Annotated in this window: 17 protein-coding genes; 2 read left to right on the forward strand and 15 right to left on the reverse strand. The window is 66.3% G+C overall.

Annotated elements, in window-relative coordinates; genetic code table 11:
- Window positions 1–104: 104 nt before the first annotated feature.
- Both WDZ97_RS13840 and WDZ97_RS13845 read left to right on the forward strand, forming a co-directional pair.
- A complete protein-coding gene (locus WDZ97_RS13840; protein WP_425763124.1) occupies window positions 105–1304 on the forward strand; it encodes an MFS transporter in 1200 nt (399 codons plus the stop codon).
- A 69-nt stretch (window positions 1305–1373) separates the two neighbouring features.
- On the forward strand, window positions 1374–1829 hold the full coding sequence (locus tag WDZ97_RS13845; protein ID WP_425763125.1) for a hypothetical protein: 456 nt from the start codon (window positions 1374–1376) through the stop codon (window positions 1827–1829).
- A 20-nt stretch (window positions 1830–1849) separates the two neighbouring features.
- Here WDZ97_RS13845 and WDZ97_RS13850 read toward each other — a convergent pair whose 3' ends face one another.
- From WDZ97_RS13850 to WDZ97_RS13920, 15 genes are all read right to left on the reverse strand, one after another.
- Entirely contained in the window at window positions 1850–2296 is a 447-nt protein-coding gene (locus tag WDZ97_RS13850) for an SRPBCC family protein (RefSeq protein ID WP_341930570.1), read from the reverse strand.
- Window positions 2297–2397: 101 nt separating this feature from the next.
- The gene (locus tag WDZ97_RS13855; RefSeq protein WP_425763126.1) at window positions 2398–2970 is read right to left on the reverse strand and encodes a dihydrofolate reductase family protein; all 573 of its coding nucleotides are present in this window, start codon (window positions 2968–2970) and stop codon (window positions 2398–2400) included.
- 164 nt (window positions 2971–3134) lie between these two features.
- Window positions 3135–3521 (reverse strand): hypothetical protein, encoded by a 387-nt coding sequence (locus WDZ97_RS13860; protein ID WP_425763127.1) that lies wholly within the window; start codon window positions 3519–3521, stop codon window positions 3135–3137.
- 189 nt (window positions 3522–3710) lie between these two features.
- The gene (locus WDZ97_RS13865) at window positions 3711–4538 is read right to left on the reverse strand and encodes a DUF817 domain-containing protein (protein ID WP_425763128.1); all 828 of its coding nucleotides are present in this window, start codon (window positions 4536–4538) and stop codon (window positions 3711–3713) included.
- A gap of 594 nt (window positions 4539–5132) precedes the next feature.
- Complete coding sequence (locus WDZ97_RS13870; protein ID WP_425763129.1) at window positions 5133–5783, reverse strand: hypothetical protein; 651 nt, start codon at window positions 5781–5783, stop codon at window positions 5133–5135.
- Between the two features lie 194 nt (window positions 5784–5977).
- On the reverse strand, window positions 5978–6412 hold the full coding sequence (locus WDZ97_RS13875; protein WP_425763130.1) for a hypothetical protein: 435 nt from the start codon (window positions 6410–6412) through the stop codon (window positions 5978–5980).
- A 181-nt stretch (window positions 6413–6593) separates the two neighbouring features.
- Window positions 6594–6944 carry a hypothetical protein gene (locus tag WDZ97_RS13880; protein WP_425763131.1) on the reverse strand — a complete coding sequence of 117 codons (351 nt, stop codon included), beginning with the start codon at window positions 6942–6944 and terminating at the stop codon, window positions 6594–6596.
- Between the two features lie 188 nt (window positions 6945–7132).
- Window positions 7133–8671, reverse strand: coding sequence for a transposase (locus WDZ97_RS13885; protein ID WP_425763132.1), 1539 nt, complete (start codon window positions 8669–8671; stop codon window positions 7133–7135).
- 185 nt (window positions 8672–8856) lie between these two features.
- Window positions 8857–9408, reverse strand: coding sequence for a hypothetical protein (locus tag WDZ97_RS13890; RefSeq protein ID WP_425763133.1), 552 nt, complete (start codon window positions 9406–9408; stop codon window positions 8857–8859).
- A gap of 114 nt (window positions 9409–9522) precedes the next feature.
- Window positions 9523–9882, reverse strand: coding sequence for a hypothetical protein (locus tag WDZ97_RS13895; RefSeq protein WP_296813337.1), 360 nt, complete (start codon window positions 9880–9882; stop codon window positions 9523–9525).
- A 240-nt stretch (window positions 9883–10122) separates the two neighbouring features.
- A complete protein-coding gene (locus tag WDZ97_RS13900) occupies window positions 10123–14079 on the reverse strand; it encodes a translocation/assembly module TamB domain-containing protein (protein WP_425763134.1) in 3957 nt (1318 codons plus the stop codon).
- A 58-nt stretch (window positions 14080–14137) separates the two neighbouring features.
- On the reverse strand, window positions 14138–15436 hold the full coding sequence (locus WDZ97_RS13905) for an HlyD family type I secretion periplasmic adaptor subunit (RefSeq protein WP_425763135.1): 1299 nt from the start codon (window positions 15434–15436) through the stop codon (window positions 14138–14140).
- Window positions 15420–17135 (reverse strand): type I secretion system permease/ATPase, encoded by a 1716-nt coding sequence (locus tag WDZ97_RS13910; protein WP_425763136.1) that lies wholly within the window; start codon window positions 17133–17135, stop codon window positions 15420–15422. The genes WDZ97_RS13905 and WDZ97_RS13910 overlap by 17 nt, the downstream gene beginning before the upstream one ends.
- 76 nt (window positions 17136–17211) lie before the next feature.
- Window positions 17212–18984: an autotransporter assembly complex protein TamA gene (locus WDZ97_RS13915; protein ID WP_425763137.1), complete on the reverse strand. Its 1773-nt coding sequence runs from the start codon at window positions 18982–18984 to the stop codon at window positions 17212–17214.
- Window positions 18985–19659 carry an FKBP-type peptidyl-prolyl cis-trans isomerase gene (locus WDZ97_RS13920; RefSeq protein ID WP_341929542.1) on the reverse strand — a complete coding sequence of 225 codons (675 nt, stop codon included), beginning with the start codon at window positions 19657–19659 and terminating at the stop codon, window positions 18985–18987.
- Window positions 19660–19681: the final 22 nt, after the last annotated feature.

The following is a 19681-nucleotide window of genomic DNA, read 5'->3' on the forward strand; positions in this document are numbered from 1 at the left end:
CAGTGTGCCGCGATTCGCGCCTGGCGCGTAGCGTCGCTGTGCGGCACAGATGCCCGTGAGGCCTGTGCTAGCGTCGACGCCTCCACCTTGCGCGCCTCCGCCTCATGCCTACCGCCCTGTCGGCCGTGCTGTGCGCCGCCCTCTTGCTGATGGTGAGCATGGGTGTGCGGCAATCCACCGGTCTGTTCATATCGCCGATCAATACGAGCACCGGCTTGGGCATCGTCAGCCTGAGCTTCGCGCTGGCCATCGGCCAGTTCATGTGGGGCGCGATCCAGCCGGTGGCGGGTGCCGTGGCCGACCGTTACGGTCCGGGCCGCGTGCTGGCCGCCGGGCTGATCGTGCTGGCACTCGGCTGCGTGCTCACCACCTTCGTCGACAGCACCTTCGGCATGACGATGACGCTGGGCGTGCTGGCCGCCGCCGGCTCCGGCGCGGGCAGCTTTTCGGTGCTGATCGGCGCCGCCTCGCGCCGCCTCGATTCTGCGCAGCGCGGCCAGGCCGCCGGCGTCATCAACGCAGGCGGCTCGCTCGGCCAGTTCGTGTTCGCGCCGCTGGCGCAGAAGCTCATCGCCAGCGTCGGCTGGATGGGCGCGATGTACGCGATGGCCGCCGCCGCACTGGCCGCGCTGCCGCTGGCACGCGCGCTGCGCGCGCGCGAGCCACATCCGCAGCACGCAGCCGGTGGCGACGGCGGGCTGCGTCGTGCGGTCGGCGATGCGATGCGCGACCGCAGCTACCTGCTGCTGCACGCCGGCTTCTTCACCTGCGGCTTCCACATCGCCTTCCTGATCACCCACCTGCCGGGCGAGGTCGGCCTGTGCGGTCTGCCGGCCGAGGTGGCGAGCGGCGCACTGGCCCTGATCGGGCTGGCCAACATCTTCGGCAGCCTGCTCGCCGGCTGGGCGGTCGGCCGCTGGCGCAGCAAGATGATCCTGTTCTGGATGTACGCCTCACGCGCGGTGCTGGTGCTGATCTACCTCGCGTCGCCGCGCACCGAATGGACCTTCTACCTGTTCGCCATCGGCCTCGGCGTGACCTGGCTGGCCACCGTGCCGCCGACCGCGGGCGTCGTCGGCAAGCTGTTCGGTACCCGCTACCTCGCCACGCTGTTCGGACTGACGCTGCTGTCACACCAGACCGGCGGCTTCTTCGGCGCCTGGCTGGGCGGACTGGCACTCGAACACAGCGGCAACTACCAGTGGATGTGGTACGCCGACGCCGCACTGGCCGCGGCCGCCGCGCTGGTGAATCTGCCGATACGCGAAGCGCGGGTCGTGCGCCCGGTCGCACCTGCCACGTAGGCGCCCACCGATGGCGTTGCGCGCGCAGCGGCGCCACAATGCGGTGATCACAACAAGAGGAGACACCGCATGAGACTGCTCGGCGCACTCGGCATACTCGTACTCGGCCTGCTGGCCGCCTTCGTCATCGCCAACTGGCACGTGCTGGCGGCGCCGGTCGAGGTGTCGCTGCTGGTGGCAACGATCAACGCCCCCGCGGGTGTCATTCTGCTCGGCGGCACCGCCCTGCTGCTGGTACTGCTCGGCGCCTACACACTGAGCCTGCACACGTCCACCCTGCTCGAAGCCCGCCGCCACGCGAAGGAACTGCGCGAACAGCGCCTGCTCGCCGACCAGGCCGAAGCCTCGCGCTTCACCGAACTGAACGCGGCGATGCAGAAGGAATTCGCCGACCTCAGGGTCGAACTGCAGAAAGTGTCGGTGGAGTCATCGAACTCGCTTGCCGCCGCCATCGGCGAGGTCGAGGACAAGCTGGATCGGGCACTGGGTACGACGACGGGGGCCAGCTCGACCGCACTGCGCTAGGACAGCCCGGCCCGAGGCCTTCACTCGCGGATTTCCGGCTCTACGAGCAGGGTCAGCAACTGCAGCGACTGCTGCCAGCCCAGGTAGCAGCCTTCGGGCGGAATGACGGCCGGGATGCCCTCCTGCACGATGTTCATGTCGACGCCGCAAGACACGGTCTTCAGCGTCACCGTCGTCTGCATGGTGCCCGGCAGGTTCGGATCGTCGAACACCGCGGTGTAGCGCAGCGTCTGTCCAGGAATCAGCTCCAGATACTCGCCGCCGAAGGAATGGCTATGACCGGTCGTCAGGTTGGTGAAGGACATCCGGTACCTGCCACCGACGCGCGGCTCCATCAGATGGACCTTGCCGGTATAGCCGTGCGGCGGCAGCCATTTGGCCCACGCGTCGGGATCAAGGAAGGCGCGATAGATGCGGTCGGCAGTCGAAGGGATGACGCGATGAAGCCGGACGGTATGAGTAGACATGATGAACTCCGTTGGCGAGGACGACCCTCTGTTCACACGACGGATGGCAGGCGCCGGTTTCGACAGGGCGGAGTGCCCCATCGCTGCTCCGGCCCGCCCCGTCAGACCGCGGGGGCGATCGCGCCTGAAGGCACCTGATAGCGCAGTTCGGCGAAGCCCGTGCCCACCTGCCTGACCGACACGAGCACCAGCGGCGGACTGGTGAGCTGGCGGGGAAACAGCGGCTTGCCCCTGCCCAGCGTGACCGACCCCACCTGCACGATGATCTCGTCCAGCAGCCCGGCGTCATGGAACTGCCCGGCCAGATCGCCACCGCCGACGACCCAGATATTCCTGTCGCCCGCCGCCGCGCGCATGGCGCCATGCACGGGTCGCACATCGCCGCGGACGAAGCGGATGTCGGCGCCGGGAACGGTTGGCAGGGTCCGCTTCGAAAACACCCACGTCGGCTGGCTGTAGGGCCAGGCCGCGCCGGTTTCCGCGGCCACCTTGTCCGCGTGACGCAGCATCCATTCGTAGGTGGACGATCCCATCGCCAGCGCACCGACCTCGGCGATGAAGGCCGGGTAGCTCGTGTCACTGACGTCGCCCAGCGGAAACAGCCAGTCCAGCGAGTCGTCCTCGGTAGCGATGAATCCGTCGAGGCTGGTGGCGGTGTAGTACTGGGTTTTCATGGAAGTACCTCGGGGAAAGTGCGGACGGACGTTCCGGCGCGGGGCCGCCGGGCGCTGTCGGCCACGGACAGACATGGGCCACGGGCTCACGTAACGAGATGACCGGCGACGGGCGGAACGGCGAAGCCGCGGTAACGAGCCGGTCGTCCACGCCGATCTGTCCGCTAGGCTACGCGCTCACGCAGATGCACGATATTGCCCTCCGGGTCGCAGACATTGCGCACCTGCATGCTGGGGCCCGGCCACACCGGCCCCCAGACCCGACCGCCACATTGCTCCGCAATGCGCTCCGCCGCCACCAGACTTTCCACCGTGAAGAAGGGCTTGATGGCCTGCCCCTCACGCGCGACCGGCGGCTCCTGAATGACGATGGAACGGCTGTACTGCTCGGGGATGGCGTGGATGATGAGCTGGACGTCGGGCGTCTGCAGGACTCTGTGTTCGTCGTCTGCATGCAGCACGCGGGCGCTCAGGACCTGTTCGTAGAAGGCGGAAACGGACGACAGATTCTTCGCGTAGATGAGCACGCCGGTTCGTGCGGGGGCGGACATCGGGACCTCCATGTTGAAAAGACTTTCGAACTGGTGGGTATCAGCGCTGAGCGGTGCGCCGCGTGAAACTGCGGCTGCAATTCGCTCGATGGACCAGCGCACCAGGAACGACCATCCGGTTCATGCGCCAAGAAGCCCTAGGAACCGTGACAGTCGGCGATTGTAAGGTGCTGCCCCACACTGGCCCGCTCACGCCGGCACGTGCACCGTGGCCTTGATGTGCTTCAGGTTCGTCACGATGGTGAAGCTCATCAGCACCAGCAGTGACCAGGCACTCCACTTGGTCACATGAACGGCCGCCCACGCGCCGAGCTGATGCGGATACGCCCACAGGCCAAAGAAGGTGCCGATGTTCTCGGCGAGCCAGATGAAAAACCCGATCAGCACCAGCGCCAGTGACAGCGGCATGCGGCGATCGACACGGTGCGGCCGGAAGACCACCTGCGCACGTGCGTACAGACCGAGCGCGGCGGCGGCCAGGTACCACCGGTAATCGCCGATGAAGTGGTGGGTGAAGAAGTTCAGGTAGAGCGCAGTCGCCACCAACCCGGCCATCCAGTACGGCGGGTGATGCTCGACCCGCAATTGCAGCAGCCGCCACGCCTGAATGATGTAGCTGCCCACCGCCGCGTACATGAAGCCGGAAAACAGCGGAACGCCCAGAAGCTTCGTGTACGCGAAGTCCGGATAGGACCACGAACGGATGCCGCTGGAGGTCTTGAAAACCTCGAGCGCGAAGCCAAGCAGATGGAACAGACAGATGGCCTTCAGCTCATCGACCGTCTCGCGGCCGCTCCAGAGCATCCACCCCTGAATCACCAGCGCGATCAGCAGCAGCATGTCGTATCGGGGCAGCCCCAGCACCCCAGTCCGCGGAACGCAGAAAACCGCGACAAAGAACAGCCCGGCAAACAGGCATGCCTGAGCTTCCTTCCAGGTGAACTGCAGGAACTCGACGCCGACCCCGACGATCCGCGCTCGCGCATCCGTTGCAGGTGAGAATGAAGCTTCAGGCATCAGTCGGTGTCGACCGACAGGTTAAACGGCATTCAGTACCTCACTCGCGATCTCTTCGATGCCTGAAACGATGGGTGCAAGGGACTGCCACTCTCTCGGCAGTTCGCGCCACCAGTTGAATTCGCAAAAGCTAGCTCCGCGCCATACCCTAAGGCGGTATGAAGTCTCGTGGATACCCAATTCACTGGATGCAACAAGCGGAGTCCGCACCGCGGTCACCTGCATCAGAATTGCTTGCGCGCGCTCCGCATCAACCTTCCGAGGTTCGACGCTTCTCAACGTGGCCTCCGGTTCATGCTCCATCCAATCCAGAGCTTGATACTGATGCGCTTGAATCTCAGCGCACGCAGTTGTTGGTGGGTGCGGAATGGTGAGCCGCGCAAAAACTCCCACGATGTGAGGGCGCTCAAGTGGAGGGCATACCCGCAGTTCCACCATCGTCGAACTCATAGCCGTCCTTGGGTGCCGTTTAGCGCAGAGGTGACCGCGCGACGACGGAATTGCGCCGAGCCCGTGCGGCGCATGATAGGCAACAAGCTCCGTCCGGCCCACGCGCCCTGCCGTTGGCGCTCCGGTTGAACGAGGGGTTAGGCGTCACTGTGGCGACCTCGATGGCTTGATGTACTTGTCGTGATAGACGCGCAATCGGTCTACGTACTCAGTCTTTGCGCGCATTACAGCCGAGTTCATGGCGCCATCGATAAGCATGCTTGCAGCTAGGGTGGCATGCGCCAGATGTCGGCCGAGGTCTTCGAGCAAAGCCCGGAGCAGCGTCGCGTCGAAGAACGGGCCGAGGCGCGGACTGTTTCCTGGGGCGACCAACCTGAAGCCGCGATAGGTCGCATGCGCAGCATGCTCTGACAGTATTGCGTATAGCCTATCGCGGCCAGCTTTCTGACCCTTGTACTCAGGGAGCTTGTCCAGTGCCTCTCGAACCGCGGCAGGACCGAAATGCCTCTTGAGCCTTTTGTTATCAGCGAGACGCCATTCTGCAATCTTGCTTCGATCCGCTCTGAACAGGTCCAGTAAGTTGACCTGCTCGAGCGAGTCTCGCAGAAGTTGGAACGCCTGCTGGTAGTACCCGCTCAGGCCCAACTTGCATGCGCTTCCGCCAATATTGAAGAGTCTGATAGCGAAAAGTTGGACAGTATGCGTGTCGTCCCCGGGGGCCGAGTATTCCCTCTGCAGCGCGACCAAGTGATCCAAAGCGTCATGTATCGCCCGCAGGTGGTCGCGCAGGTCCATGGACGAGGCTATCGCAGCATAGCTCGTTGCACGGAGCTCCTCCTCGTGTCGATGCAACGAATGCAAGTTCTCAAGCACTTGGCTGCGGAGTCCGCTGAAAGTGATTCTGTGACGCGTAACGTTGTAGGTAAGGGGCGCGCCGCTTGCGGCGCGTCCAGCGGAGGTCAAAGGTCGAAGCGGCCTTGACCGAAATGTTAGGCGCCATGTTGTTGCAGTGCCTTACGAATCGCTGCGGCAGAAATGGCATACCGCAGCCAATAAGTCCCGCCGATAAAAAAGGGGACTGCCATTAAAGAACTTACTCGAAGCCATGTTAGATAGAGGCAGGCGCCGGCAGCGATAAACATTGCTACCGAAGCAATACCACTTGCGCCTGCGGTAGGCGCAGCAATTTCACGAGTTTGATGGTTTACCCAACCTTTAAGCGTTTGCCAGTTATTTGGGGTGCTTAGTAAAGCAGTGACTGTGTCTCCGGCCTCTATACGTGGGTGACCTGGAATTTCGACCCCGTAGTACTTGCCGGAAGAAATCTCGAAACCAAATAAGGAATACGCAGGCTTCTCGTAGTCACGAAAACGCACCACGTCGAATACGCGATTGAAAGTGATGGTTACGCGATGAAGTTTCATGGCGCCAACGCCCAGGGTAACCGGCGCCGGAGCGCGAAGCGCGTAGGGCACCAACACTGGCCATGGCCAGTGTTGGCGTCCGCGTTGAACCGACAGTTAGGCTGGGGCGCGTAGGCAGGGTTGAACAAGTTCACTCCGATCGCGTTGGGTTCGAGTTTCCACAAAAGTCGAGAAAGCGCCGCTATATGCCGCCAGTTGTGGCGAAGGCAACTTGTATGGGAAGACTACCTTGCGCGGCGACCTTCGTCAGTTCTGTGGGGAGAAGAAAGTTGCCCCAGCTGAGGTGGCTTTCGGCAAATGCGCAGATGTAAATCCTTCTGCCGTGCGTGGACGCGCTGTCGCGCAACCACTGTGCAGCACCAGCTAGTTCGTGCAGCTCGACAGGAATTGATGCGTACGGCATTTGCGTTGCGGGGCGAACGCCAATGTGTGCAGTCGGGTAAGCAGCACGAATGCGGTCAATGTCGTTGATCTCGAGGTTCTCGATGCATAGCGAGATATTCAGCGAGTCAATGTTGTCGTCTGCGTTCATGGATAGGCCTAACGACGCTGTAGAAATACCCCATTCCGGGGCAAGCGATTGCTTCCGGCCGTTGCCGGTTCGAAGTCGTTCATCCTCATTTCAGTCCCGCGATCGTCGTTTCATGTTCGTCCCCTGCCGGTTGCCTTGGGCCGTGCTGTTCGCCATCGCGGCGGTATCTTTTCCGCCCGCAAGCTTACCTAATTCGCGTATCCATGGTGCCCGAGCTTTTCGATGTTGTGCACCATGCAGTACAGCTTCCACTGCCCATCCACTTTTGTGCACCCACGCAGCGTGAATCGGGTGAGCCGTTTGTTGTGCCGCAGGTTGCCGAACACCGGTTCGACGGTGGCGAAGCGCGCGGCGATCATCCGTTTGCCCTCAGCGGAATCGATGCGCCGCTTCATCCGCTCGGTGTGTGACTCAGTTGAGTCGCGCTTGCCGCGGAAGAAGGCAACCTGCCGAACCTTTGCTTTGTCCGGCGTGCGCAGACAGCGGCTGCGTTGATCGCACGGCAGGCAGTCGCGCGCAGCACCGGTGTATTTGGTGGCGGCGTAGCCGTTGATCGTGCATTCGCCGCCGTTGCGATACAGCCGCTTGCCCGCCGGGCAGGTGCAGTGGCTGCGGTCCGGCGCTTCGGTGAAGTCGGTGTTGGCGTATGGCTGGGTCTTGCCGGCAGCGCGTGCCTGTTTCGCCTTCTCGCTCTTGTCCCACAGCGCATCGGGCTTGGCCTTGTGCTTCGCTTGATCGGCGTATCTCGGGTCGCGCTGCCGGTAGCCGTTGTCGCACACCCAGGCGGGAACGTTCCGGCGCTCCAGTCCGGCGAGGTTCTTCTCGGAGTGATAGCCCGCGTCGGCGCAGATTGCGGTGTCGGTGTGGCGCTGCAGTGTGCAGGCATCGACCACCGGCAACAGCAGTTCCTGTTCCGACCCGGTGCCGTGCGCCTCGGCATCGACGACGATCTGGTGGGCGGCATCGACGGCTGCCACGCCGGTATAGCCCTGAACCACGCCCTTGGCGGTGGCCATCTTGGCCGAGTCGTTGTCGGTGCGGTTGGAGAGGCGCACCGCGCCCTTGGCGCCCCGTCGGTCATCCGGGTTGAGCGCGAGCCAGTCGCGGATCTTTGCCGCTGCGTGACCCAAGCGTTCGCGGGTGCGCTGCGCGCGGGCGGCCTCGTCGTCGCAGCCGGCGGCATCGCGCGCCTTCTGCTCGGTAATCATGCGCTGCACGGCCGCTTCCATCTTCGCTGCTTCACGCTCGAAATCGGCACGCGTACCGCTCTTCGCCTTGGAGGCATTCGATGGCAGCTTCACGCCGTCGATGGCGAAGAGCTCGCGCCCGAGCAGCCCCTGGCGGTCGCACACCAGCAGCACCTCGGTGAAGAGCGCTTGGGCCTCATTGCCGAGACTGCTGATGAAGTGCGCGACCGTGGTGAAGTGCGGCGCACTGTCGCCAGAGACCGCCATGAACAGCACGTTGGTGCGGCAGGCAGTGGCGATGGATCGGGAGCTGATCAGCCCGCGCGAGTAGCCGAGCAGCACGATCTTGAGCAGCACGGCCGGATCGAAGGCCGGAGCGCCGCCAGCGTCGTTGGCGTAGCGGGCACGCAGTGCAGTGAGATCGAGGTCGTTGTCGACCAGGTGGCAGAGTGCGAACTCGAAGGTGCCGAGCAGCACTTGCTGCGCGAAGTCCGCTGGGATGAGCTTCAGACCGTAGTCGGGTGTCTTGAATCGCGGCATCGCGGGGCTCCGGAGAGGCGATGCGGAATCATAACAACGGCATGTGAACGGGTAAGGGTGGGGAGGGGTTTTTCTACAGCCTCAACGATGAAAGTAACAGGACGCCGCGCGAGGCGGACAGAGGGGACCTAAAGGCGGGTGTTCGGCGGTCCGGTTGACTGGTATGTTAGGAATATGCCTTCTTATTAGAAGCGCTTTGCGTTGAATGCGTCCAAACATCCCTTGTTAGCCTCCGTAACTTGATTTGTAAATTCCGCCAACTGTTTTATCTCTGCCCCTGATTGGGGGTCGCTTATTTGAGAAATAGTCACATAGCACTGTTTACGAGACCACCTAAAGCGAACTTCGTAATCATAAGCATCTTGGAATGTGAATAAAAATGACGTGCCGCAGCGATAAATCATGTTTTCCGCCATTTCTCCGCCGATGAAAAGCCCGTAAATCGGGCTGCCAGCGCCAACGTAAACTTCTTTGGCGGCATTTTCATGATCTCGCCACAAGGAAATGCCGAGCCTTTTGGGTGAAGCGTTAATCAACACCCCGTTTCTAAGCCTCATCCATTCAGCCTCATTGGTTGAACAATTTTTGTCGCTGTAAGTGCGTAGTACCGATATGTCTTTCGAATCAGTAGCGAAACGAACCCGTGCCCGTGGTCCAGATATCGGCTCTTGGTAAACCAGTGTGGAACAAGCACAAGTGACGATAGACGTGGCCAGAACGAGAATGAAAAGGCGCATGTAGATTGTTCCTAACGTGAAGGTGAGCGGACGCCGAAGGCGGTCCGCTCCACTGGCAGGTTAAGCAACATTGCTCGCCGTGCATCGCGGCTCGTGGCCGTCTGGACCTCCACATTAGGCACCATCACGCAACTCCCGAATCTCGAACTGCTTGAACCCGCCAGATGGCTGATTGAAGAAGGAGACGTACTTGACGCCGAGCGTCCCAAGCTCCACCAACGCAGCTTGGAAGACGGCGCAATTCGTCGGAATCTGAATGGCTGGGCTTGTCGGCGAGTGCGGCGCATTCACCATGATGGTCACCTCCCTACCTTCTACTAGCGAGGGAAGACATGACGCGTACGTCGAGCGCTCTGCGATGTCGAATCGATACGCCCGCCCCGACTCGGCAAAGGTATAGATGGCGCCAGGCGGATCGTCGAAGCCATCCACTTCTTCGGTGTGCCCCAGATAGGGGGCGCGCGACGTTTCCACGTGATGCTTAACGTGAGGTCGACAACACTTTCGTCCGATAAGACGGACGCTGTCCGGATAAGCAAACAAACCGGACACCGGATTTCCTTTCCATTTCAATGCCCTCCGTTTACTTACCCGTTTACTCACGGTACGAAAAAACCTTGAAACCGGACACGCCGCCAACCCGCGTCCGCGGCCTTTGGAATTCCATTCAATTATGCACGGAACAGACAGTCGCGCGGTCGCGGCGGATACGCCCTACTTGAACGAAAACACATACCTCACATCCACTGCCTGTTCGGTGCCCGTGCTGCCGATCAGCGCGAGATGGCGGGTGAGGTTCCAGGTGAGTTTGACGACGCTGGTGGCGCCGGCCACGCCTTGTTCGTAGGTGAGCAGCGCGTTCGATGACAGGCGCTTGCCGACGCTGACGACCTGGCCGCCGACGGTGGTCGTGTTGTTCGACGAGGTGACGACCTGGCTGCGTGGGCCGGTGGTCGTGCTGCTCTGGGTCAGCGCGATCTGGTCCAGGCCGAGCGCCTGCGCGAGCGAGCCGGTGATGCCTTCGCCCTCGCCGCCGAGCAGCGCACTGGCGGCGGTGGCGAGCAGCGACAGGTCGGAGCCGCCGGCGCGGTCCTGGCCGCGGCCGAGGACGATCCACGACAGCTTTTCGCTGTCCGGCATGGCCGAGTCGGACACCAGCCGCACACGCGGCTTCAGCACCGTGCCGCTGACTTCGACGCCGGCCTGCACCGGCAGGTTGGGACGGATGGCGCGCACGTTGAGACCGGGGTTGGACACCGAGCCCTGGAAGCTGATGACGCCGCGCTCGATCACCAGGTCCTGACCGTAGGCGCGGTAGCGACCGTCGACGGTGCGGATGTTGCCGGTGGCGCGCAGGCCGCGGCCTTCGTCGCGCAGCGCGAGCTGGCCGGTCAGCCGCGTATCGAGCCCGCGGCCCTTGAAGTAGACGCGCTCGCCGAGGTCGACGTCGATCGCCAGGCCGAGCGGCGGGCCGGCAGCTTCTTCCGGCGTGCGGCCCTTGATGACCACGTCGTCGCCGAGCGCGGGCGCCGACTGCTCGGGCACGGTGAACAGACCGGCGTCGGCCTTCAGCGCCAGCTGCAGTTTCATGCCCTCCTTGGCCGAGCCGCGCACCGTGCCATCGCCGGACAGCATGAGCCACTGTTCGCCGCCCTGCAGCGGCACGAAGCGGCGGATGTCGATGGCGATGTCGGCGCGCGTGGTGGCGAGGTCGACGCTGCCGCGGGCCGACAGCCGACCCGGTTCGCGCGTCAGGCCGGCGGCGCCGAGCCGTGCATCCGGCGGCGGGCGGCGGTTGTCGCTTTCGAAGCTGAGCGACTGCAGCGTCAGGTGGTCGCCCTCGAACTGCGCGCGCAGTTCGCCGCGCTCCAGCTTCACACCGGCATCGATCAGCGCGAACGCGAGCGCGTCGCCGTCGATGCGCCCCGACAGTTCAGGTGCGCGCAGCGTGCCCGCCAGCTTCACGTCGCCGCGCAGCCGCCCGGCGGTACTCATGTCGAGGCGCAGCGTGCGACCGACCCAGGCGAGCGAGGGCACGTCCAGCGTCGCGCTGCCGCGCGTCGGCGCGTCGAGATCGGGCTGCCACAGGCTGCCGTCGCGGCGCAGCGGCAGCGCCACCTCGGCGCGCGCCTCGCCGATGTCCGGCCCGGCCAGCACCGCCTTCGCCAGTGCTTCGCGGCCGGCGAAGGTCACATCGACACGCGCCGCCGACAGCGCCAGTTCGTTGCGCGTTTCGCCCGACACCACCACGTTGCCCGCTTCGCGGAACAGCGACAGCGTGCCGTCGATGCGCTCGTCGCCGGCCAGCAGTGCGGCCATCGACCAGTCGGCGCCGAGTTTCAGCGGCGCGCGCACACTGATGCCGGCGGCGCGGTCGCGCCACACCAGACGCAGCGGCACGCCGCGGGCGCGGCCGCGCGCGTCGAGCCGCTCGGGCGTCCAGCCGGTATGCGCCAGAACCAGTTCGCCACCGCCGGTCAGCGCAAAGCGCGCGTCGTCGAGCGTGGCCTGCTGCGGCGACGCGCTGAGCCGCGCCGGTGCGCTGAGCGTCGCGCTCAGTTCGGACGAAATCACCAGCGCCAGCCGGTCGATGATGCCCGACCACGCCGGGCCGTCAGCCAGCGCGCCGTGCGCGGCCAGCTTCAGCGATGGCTTGGCCGGTGTGTCACCGCGCTCAGTCGGCAGCGCGCCGGCGACGACGTCGGCATCCAGCGTATGAGCGGCGCGCGTGCCTGCGATGTCGATGCGCAGCTGCTCGACCGGCACCGGCGCCTGCGGGCTGCGCAGATCGGCGGCATCGAGCGCGAGGCGCAGGCGGCCGTCGGCGCCCGGTGCCAGTTCGGCGTCGATGTCGGCGCGCGCCACGCTGCCCAGTTCGCCCAGTGCCAGTGCGCGAGCCTGCAACTGCAGGCGCCCATGCGGCGCCGAAATGCTGCCGGCGAGACGCCCGCTGCCGGACACGCGCCCGGCCAGCGTCTGCCCGGTGAGTGCGCGCAGCGCCGCCAGATTGCGCGCGTCGAGCGTCCAGTCCAGCGCGTCCTGCGCACCGCCGAAGCCACCCTGCGCGGCCAGACTGTTGCCCGACCAGTCGAGCGCGACATCGACGCCGGACAGGCGCTGCCCCTGCAGGCGCAGCTTCGCGCGGCCGGCCAGCGGCTCGCCGATCAGCGTGCTCGGCTCGATGTCCAGCGCGGCGCGCAGATCGATCTGCGGACCCAGACGGCCGGCGGCGTCGAAGCGGGCCGACAGCGACGCCGCCGGTGCCTTCACGAAGGCCGACGGATCGAACTTCTGCAGTCGGCCATCGACCGTGAAGGCCAGCGAGTCATCCAGCTTGAGCGTGCCGCGCATGCCGGCCTGTGCGCCGCGCGCGGAAAGATCGGCCTGCGCCAGCGTGAGCAGCGCGTCGGCGCCATGGCCGCTCGCCTTCAGCGCGAGGCGGCTGGGGCCGCGGTCGGTCAGGTCGACGACAAACTGCTGGCGCGCGCCCGAGGCCTGGATATCGATCCGTCCGCCGAGCTTTGTGCGCACACCCTGAGCGTGCAGTTGCGCGCTGTCGATGTCGCGCAGCGTCAGTGCGGCGGTGATCGGCAGGTCGCCGCCGCTGCGCCAGCCAACCTCGCCACTGACTTCGCCGCCGCCGGCCAGCGCGAGGCGCAGATCGCGCACGTCGACCGCCGCCACGCTTGCTTCGATGCGTGCAGTCAGCGCGGTCACCGGTGCCCGCCCCTGATCGATACGACCCGGCGCGGCGTTGGCCGCGCTCAGCGTGCCGGTCAGCGCGAGTGCGTCGCCATCGCGCGGCGCCAGATCGGCGCGCACCGTCCACCGACCGGACGGCGCCGATGGGTGCAGGCTGTGCGGATCGAATTCGTCGAGCGCCAGCTTCAGCGCGGCCAGCGGTTGCGCGGCGAACGGCCGCACGCCGACGCGTGCGGTGCCCGACAGGCCATAGCCGCTGGCGCGCAGATCGACGTCGGCCGCTTCGGCCAGCGCGCCGCCCAGCGTGGCCTGCGCCGCGTAGTCGGCCGCCTTGAAGTTCAGTTCGCCGTTCAGCGCGAAGGGCGCGGCGCCATCGAGCTGCAACCGGCCGTCGAGCGCCCCCCAGGGCGTGCCGAGCGACAGCGAATCCAGGCGGTGCGTGCGACCGTCCGAGTCGACCTGCGCGTGCAGCGCGTCGAGCACGATGTTGTCGACCGCAGGGGTGGCGTAGTCGGCCAGCACCAGCCGTCCGATCTCGACCTGCGCGTTCAACGACAGCGGCAGTTCGAGGCTGGTGGGCACCACCGGCGCCTCGTCGCTGGGCGAGGTGGCAATGCGCAACTCATCGACCGACAGCCGGGCGATGTCCAGCCGGCCGCGCAGCAGCGCCGAGGCGCTCCAGTCGAGCGCCACCGCCTGCGCGTCGATGCGCAGACTGCCGTCGTCATGCACCAGTCGCGCCAGACGCGGCGCGTCGACCAGGCTGCCGCTCGCGACTTCGATCTGCAACGCCGGCACGGCCCACTGCGCAGCCGCGGCCACTGCCCGCAAGCCGCTCTGCGTCGCCAGCGCCCAGAACACAACGAGCACGGGCAAGGCGAGCAGCGCGAGGTCGGTGAGGGCCAGCCCGAAAAGCCGGCGGCGGCGCGGCGGCGGCGCGGAGTTGTCTGCAGGTTCGCTTTCTGTCATCGCTCTGTCAGGCATGCATGTCCGGACCTGACAGCGTCCCGACACCAGCGTTCGCGCATCAGCTTTCGCGCATCGAACGACGGGTCACGTTGATCACCGGATCGAGCAGGTAGTCGAGCATGCTGCGCTCGCGCGTACGCAGGAAAGCCTCGACCGGCATGCCCGGCTCGATGCGCTCGGCCGGCCGGGCGTCGAGCGTCACGTGCACCGTGTAGTAAGGCGTGCCGTGCGCCGGATCGATCAGGCGGTCGGCCGACACATAGCTCACCTTGCCGCTGACCAGCGGCGTGGTGCGGGCGTTGTAGGCGGCCAGCCGGACTTCGGCCGGCATGCCGGTGTGCACCTCTTCGACGTCCTGCGGCTGCACCCTCACCTCGACCACCAGCGCGGTTTCGTCCGGCACGATGTCGACGATGGGGTCACCGGCGCGCACGACGCCGCCCACGGTATGCACCTGCAGGTTCACCGCGCGGCCGGCCACCGGCGCAATGACCTCCTTGCGCAGACTGCTGTCTTTCGCGGGGTTCAGCCGCGCCTGCAGGTCGAGCAGCTTGCGCCCGGTCAGTTGCGCCTCGTCGACCGCGCGCTGCACGAAGTCGGCACGCAGTTGCGCCTTGCGCAGCCGGAAGTCGCCGATGTTCTGCCGCGTGCGCGACAGCATGGCCTGGTGCTCGGCCATTTCCGCCTCGCGTATCGCCAGGCCGCTGCGCAGTTCGAGCAGCCGCGTGTGCTGGATGAATTTCTGCTCGGCCAGTTTTTCCGACGCCTGCAATTGCTCGCGCAGGGCCGCCACTGCCCGCTGGTCGGCCTCGACCTGCACCTGCACGTCGGACGCTTCGCGCTGCGCCTCGACCGCCTGCGCTTCGAGCAGTACCAACTGCTCGCGCAGGTTGTCGCGCCGCGTGCGGAACAGCCGCTGCTCGCCGTCGATCAGGGTGCGGTAGCGCGGCGACGATGCGAGCTCGACGAGATCGTCGGGCAGCGCCAGCGCCGGCAGTTCGCGTTTCTCCGATTCGAGCCGGGCCAGCGTCAGCCGCTCGCCGATGATTTCGTTCTCGATCGCGTCGAGCGAGGCGTCGACGCGTGCGTCGCCAAGCACCAGCAGCACCTGACCCGCCTGCACCACGTCGCCGTCGCGCACCCGCAGTTCGGCAACGATGCCGCCTTCCAGGTGCTGCACCGTCTTGCGTTCGCCGGACACGCGCACTTCGCCGCCGGCGACCACGGCGCCGGACACCGGCGCCAGTTCCGCCCAGGCCAGCATCGCGGCCAGCGTGCCGCCGATCACCCACAGTCCGGCGCGGACCACGCGGTCGCGCGCCAGCGAAGGCAGACCGGCATCAAGCTCGATGGCCATGCTGCGCACCTCCCGGCTGTGCCGCTCTGTCGCTCAACGCCGTCACGCGCGGGCTGCGCGTGACGCGGGCGGCGATCTCGGCGTAGTCACCGTACTGCTCGACCACGCCCTCGCGCAGCACCAGCAGCTTGTCCATGCCCTGCAGCATGCGCGGCCGGTGCGCCACCACGACGGCGGTGATGCCGCGTTCGCGCAGGCGCCCGAGCATGTCGACCAGCGCGTCCTCACCCTCGGCGTCGAGGTTGGCGTTCGGCTCATCCAGCAGCACCAGCGCCGGCGAACCATAAAGCGCGCGGGCGATGCCGACGCGTGCGCGCTGGCCGGCCGACAGCTGGGCACCGCCCTCGCCCACCTCGGTGTCATAGCCTTGCGGCAACCGCAGGATGAGTTCGTGCGCACCGCACAGCTTCGCGGCGTCGATCACCGCGTCGGCATCCGGCGACGGCTGCATTCGGGCGATGTTCTCGGCCACCGTGCCGGGGAACAGTTCGACGTTCTGCGGCAGATAGCCGATTGCCGCACCCAGCGTGTCCGGCGGGTAGTCCTGCAGCCGCGCACCGTCGAGACGAACGGCGCCCGACGCCGGTGTCCAGATACCGGCCAGCAGGCGCAGTAACGCGGTCTTGCCGGCACCGCTCGGGCCGATCACGGCCAGTTGCTGACCGGCCTGCAGCGAGAAACCGACGCCACGCAGCAGCACGCGCTGGCCGGCCATCATGGTGAGCGCTTCGACGTCGACGCGTCCGGTCGGCCGCGGCAGCGGATGCGGCGCGCGCGCCTGTTCGCTGCCTTCGAGCAGCGACGAAAGCCGCGCCACCGACTCACGGAAGTCGAACAGGCTGCGCCAGCTCGATACGATGGCTTCGACCGGCGACAGCGCACGCGCCAGTATCAGCGTGCCGGCCATCATGGCACCGGAGCCGAGGTCGCCGCGCACCACCAGCCAGGCGCCGCAGCCGAGCATGAGCACCTGCAGGTAGAGGCGGACGAAGCGCGTGAGGCCGGTCCATGGGGCGCCGACCGCCTGCGACGCGGCGCCGGCGCGTATCACCTCGTCGTTCAGCACGCCCCAGCGGCGGCCCAGATCGGGCGCCATGCCCATCGCGCGGACCGCGTCGGCATTGCGTACCGAGGCGTCGATGAACTGTGAGGAGGCGCGCGACGCACGTGCCGACATTTCGTTGTAATGGCGCGTGACGCGGCTGTTGATCCAGGCGCAGGCCAGCAGCACCAGCGCGCCGACGGTCGCCACGACGCCGAGCAGCGGATGGAAGACGAAGATGAGCAGCAGGAAGAGCGGCGCCCACGGCGCGTCGAACAGCGCGATCACGCCGGGCCCGGTCAGGAAGCCGCGCACGGTGGCGATGTCGCGGATGCACTGGGTCTGCGCCGGATGGCCAGGCGATCCGGCCTCGGCGAACAGTCGCGTAACCACCTGCGGGCCGAGCGCACGGTCCAGCCCGAAGGCGCATGACATGAGCAGACGCGCACGCACCTGGTCGAGCAGCATCATGCCGACCAGCGCGATCGTCGTGACCAGCGTCAGCATGACCAGGGTCGGCACGCTGCGGCTGGCGAACACGCGGTCGAACACCTCCAGCGTGTAAAAGGGCAAGGCCAGCGCGAGCAGGTTCAGCACCAGGCTGAACAGCGCAGCCCAGAAAAGATGCCGGCGACAGGCCTGAATGAAGGCGTTCAAGCGGAATCCTCGAGTTCTTCTGTCTTATCCGGGCGCCATCTTGGCACCGGCGGGCCGCTTGTCAAACCACCTTTCCTCAGAACGCGATGGCCAGCGAAAAATGCGGCCGCCACTGACGCTCCCGTTCGCCGTAGGCGAGGTCGAAGGCGATCGGGCCGGCCGGTGAGCGCCAGCGCACGCCGGCGCCGACACCGAAGGCGGGTTTGAAGTCCTCGCGCGTGTCGGCGGCGTCGCCAGCATCAACGAAGAAGGCGGCGCCCCAGGTGTCGGACGTCCAGTGCACGTACTCGACGCTGGCCACGCCGAGCGCGCGGCCGCCGACGATGGCGCTGCCCTGGCGCACGCCCAGTTCGAGGTAGTCATAGCCGCGCACGGTGGTCGAGCCGCCGGTGCGGAACAGGAAGTCCTGCGGCAGCGCTTCGGTCACGCCGCCGGTCAGGCCGACCTCGCCGCGCAGGATGAGCTGGTCGCGCTGGCCGACCGGGATGAACCACTGGCCCTTCAGATAGCCGCGCAGGAAATTGGCGTCGGACAGCAGGCCCTTCACGCCGCCGCCGATCTGCGCGTTCAGCACCCAGCCGTCGCGCGGGTTGAACAGATCGTCGACGCGGCGCCAGGTCCACGAGGTGTTCAGCGCCAGCGACTGCTGCGTGCTCTGCACCAGGCCGTCGATCTCGCGCTGTTCGCGCTGCAGACTGAGCGAGTGGCGGATTTCGATGTCGCCCCTCACGCGTGCGCGCACGATGCCGGCGCCGACCCGGCGGGTGATCAGGTCCTGGATGTCCGCGTTCTCGGCCAGTACGCCGAAGCTGTCGCGATACCCGTCCTCGTGCGGCGGCAGCATGACGTCGGCGAAGGCGATCTGGCGCAGCTGTTCCAGCCGCACCGCGCTGTTGAGCAGCCAGGAGCGCTTGAACAGATTGTTGTCCGACCAGCCCACCTCACCGCGATAGCCGGTGTTGCTGCTCAGGCCGGCGCCGAAGGACAGGCGGCGCGAACTGGCCTCGGTCACCGCCACGCGCACCGGCGTCGCGTCAGCGCGCGCCGGATCGGGGTCGGCGAGTATCTGCACCGAACTGAAATAGGGTGACGACAGCAGCGCGCGCTCGAAGGCGAGCACCGCATCGGTCGAGTAGCGGTCGCCCGGCTTGATGGTCGAGTAGCGGCGCACCAGATCGAGGTCGTGCAGCGCCAGCCCGGTCGCTTCGATATCGCCGAAGCGGAAAGCCGGGCCACTGTCGAAACGCACGCTGAGGTCGACGCGCGCGCTGTCCGGGTCGACCTCGGCGCGGCTGTCGCCCAGCACGGCGGCAGCGTAGTCGCGCGCGGTCAGGTCTTCGAGCAGCGTCTGCTTGGCCGCCGACCAGTCCGCCTGGCGGAAGGGCTGACCCTCGGCCAGCCGCCACCCGGCGCGCAAGGCGGCGCGGCGCGCGGCGCGCTCGTCGCCGTCGCCCGCCAGATCGCCGTCGAACACGATGGACACCGACGACACGTGGGTGCGTTCACCCGGTTCGATGCGCAGCACCGGCGGATTGCCGACGATGTCGAAACTCGGACTGAACCAGCCTTCGGTGGCCAGCAGTTCGGTCATTTCACGGCGGACGCGGCGCAACGTGCGCCGCTCGGCCCGTTCGCCGTCGAGCGGCTCGCGCAACTGGAGCGAACGGGCGTGCGTGTTCAGCATCTCGAGTACCGGCCGGGGCAGCGCCGGTGCCTCGATGGTCAGGCGGCCATGATCGACCTCGGCCGGCGCCGCCTGCTCGTCAGACGGATCGACGTTGTCGTCTGCCGCCTGCGCCGTTGCACCGGCCAGCAGCAGAAGGCCGACGCAGAGGACGAAACGGCGCAATCAGCTCGCGCTCAGCAGCTCGACCTCGAACACCAGCGTGGCGTTCGGCGGAATGACACCACCGGCACCACGGGCACCGTAGCCCAGCTGCGGCGGAATCGTCAGCTTGCGCACGCCGCCTTCCTTCATGCCAACGACACCCTGGTCCCAGCCGCGGATGACCTGGCCGCCGCCCAGATTGAAGCTGAAGGGCTGGCCACGGTCCTTGCTGGAGTCGAACTTGCGGCCATTGGTAAGCCAGCCGGTGTAATGCACGCTGACGCGCTGACCGGGTACTGCTTCGCGGCCGGAGCCTTCGGTGATGTCCTCGATCTCCAGTTCGCCCGAATTGCGGATGACCGACAGCAGCTCGACCTCGAACACCAGCGTGGCATTCGGCGGAATTACGCCGCCAGCGCCGCGCTCGCCGTAACCCAGATGCGGCGGGATGGTGAGCTTGCGCACGCCGCCTTCCTTCATGCCGGTGACGCCCTCGTCCCAGCCGCGGATGACCTGACCGGCGCCCAGTTGGAAGCTGAACGGGTCGTTGCGGTCCTTGCTCGAATCGAACTTGCGTCCGTCGGTGAGCCAGCCGGTGTAATGCACGCTGACCTCGTGACCCGATGCCGCTTCATGGCCGGTGCCCGGCGTGGTGTCCTCGATGACGAGGCCGCTTTCGGTGGTGCTTGAAGTCATTGTGTCCATCCCGCGAAGTTGG

Source organism: Methyloversatilis sp. MC4-4, from assembly GCF_049843555.1.
Taxonomy (GTDB): domain Bacteria; phylum Pseudomonadota; class Gammaproteobacteria; order Burkholderiales; family Rhodocyclaceae; genus Methyloversatilis; species Methyloversatilis discipulorum_B.

Coding starts and splice junctions, on each gene's coding strand:
- WDZ97_RS13840 (WP_425763124.1), top strand. CDS start 105: ATGCCTACCGCCCTGTCGGCCGTGCTGTGCGCCGCCCTCTTGCTGATG.
- WDZ97_RS13845 (WP_425763125.1), top strand. CDS start 1,374: ATGAGACTGCTCGGCGCACTCGGCATACTCGTACTCGGCCTGCTGGCC.
- WDZ97_RS13850 (WP_341930570.1), bottom strand. CDS start 2,296: ATGTCTACTCATACCGTCCGGCTTCATCGCGTCATCCCTTCGACTGCC.
- WDZ97_RS13855 (WP_425763126.1), bottom strand. CDS start 2,970: ATGAAAACCCAGTACTACACCGCCACCAGCCTCGACGGATTCATCGCT.
- WDZ97_RS13860 (WP_425763127.1), bottom strand. CDS start 3,521: ATGTCCGCCCCCGCACGAACCGGCGTGCTCATCTACGCGAAGAATCTG.
- WDZ97_RS13865 (WP_425763128.1), bottom strand. CDS start 4,538: ATGCCTGAAGCTTCATTCTCACCTGCAACGGATGCGCGAGCGCGGATC.
- WDZ97_RS13870 (WP_425763129.1), bottom strand. CDS start 5,783: ATGGACCTGCGCGACCACCTGCGGGCGATACATGACGCTTTGGATCAC.
- WDZ97_RS13875 (WP_425763130.1), bottom strand. CDS start 6,412: ATGAAACTTCATCGCGTAACCATCACTTTCAATCGCGTATTCGACGTG.
- WDZ97_RS13880 (WP_425763131.1), bottom strand. CDS start 6,944: ATGAACGCAGACGACAACATTGACTCGCTGAATATCTCGCTATGCATC.
- WDZ97_RS13885 (WP_425763132.1), bottom strand. CDS start 8,671: ATGCCGCGATTCAAGACACCCGACTACGGTCTGAAGCTCATCCCAGCG.
- WDZ97_RS13890 (WP_425763133.1), bottom strand. CDS start 9,408: ATGCGCCTTTTCATTCTCGTTCTGGCCACGTCTATCGTCACTTGTGCT.
- WDZ97_RS13900 (WP_425763134.1), bottom strand. CDS start 14,079: ATGACAGAAAGCGAACCTGCAGACAACTCCGCGCCGCCGCCGCGCCGC.
- WDZ97_RS13905 (WP_425763135.1), bottom strand. CDS start 15,436: ATGGCCATCGAGCTTGATGCCGGTCTGCCTTCGCTGGCGCGCGACCGC.
- WDZ97_RS13920 (WP_341929542.1), bottom strand. CDS start 19,659: ATGACTTCAAGCACCACCGAAAGCGGCCTCGTCATCGAGGACACCACG.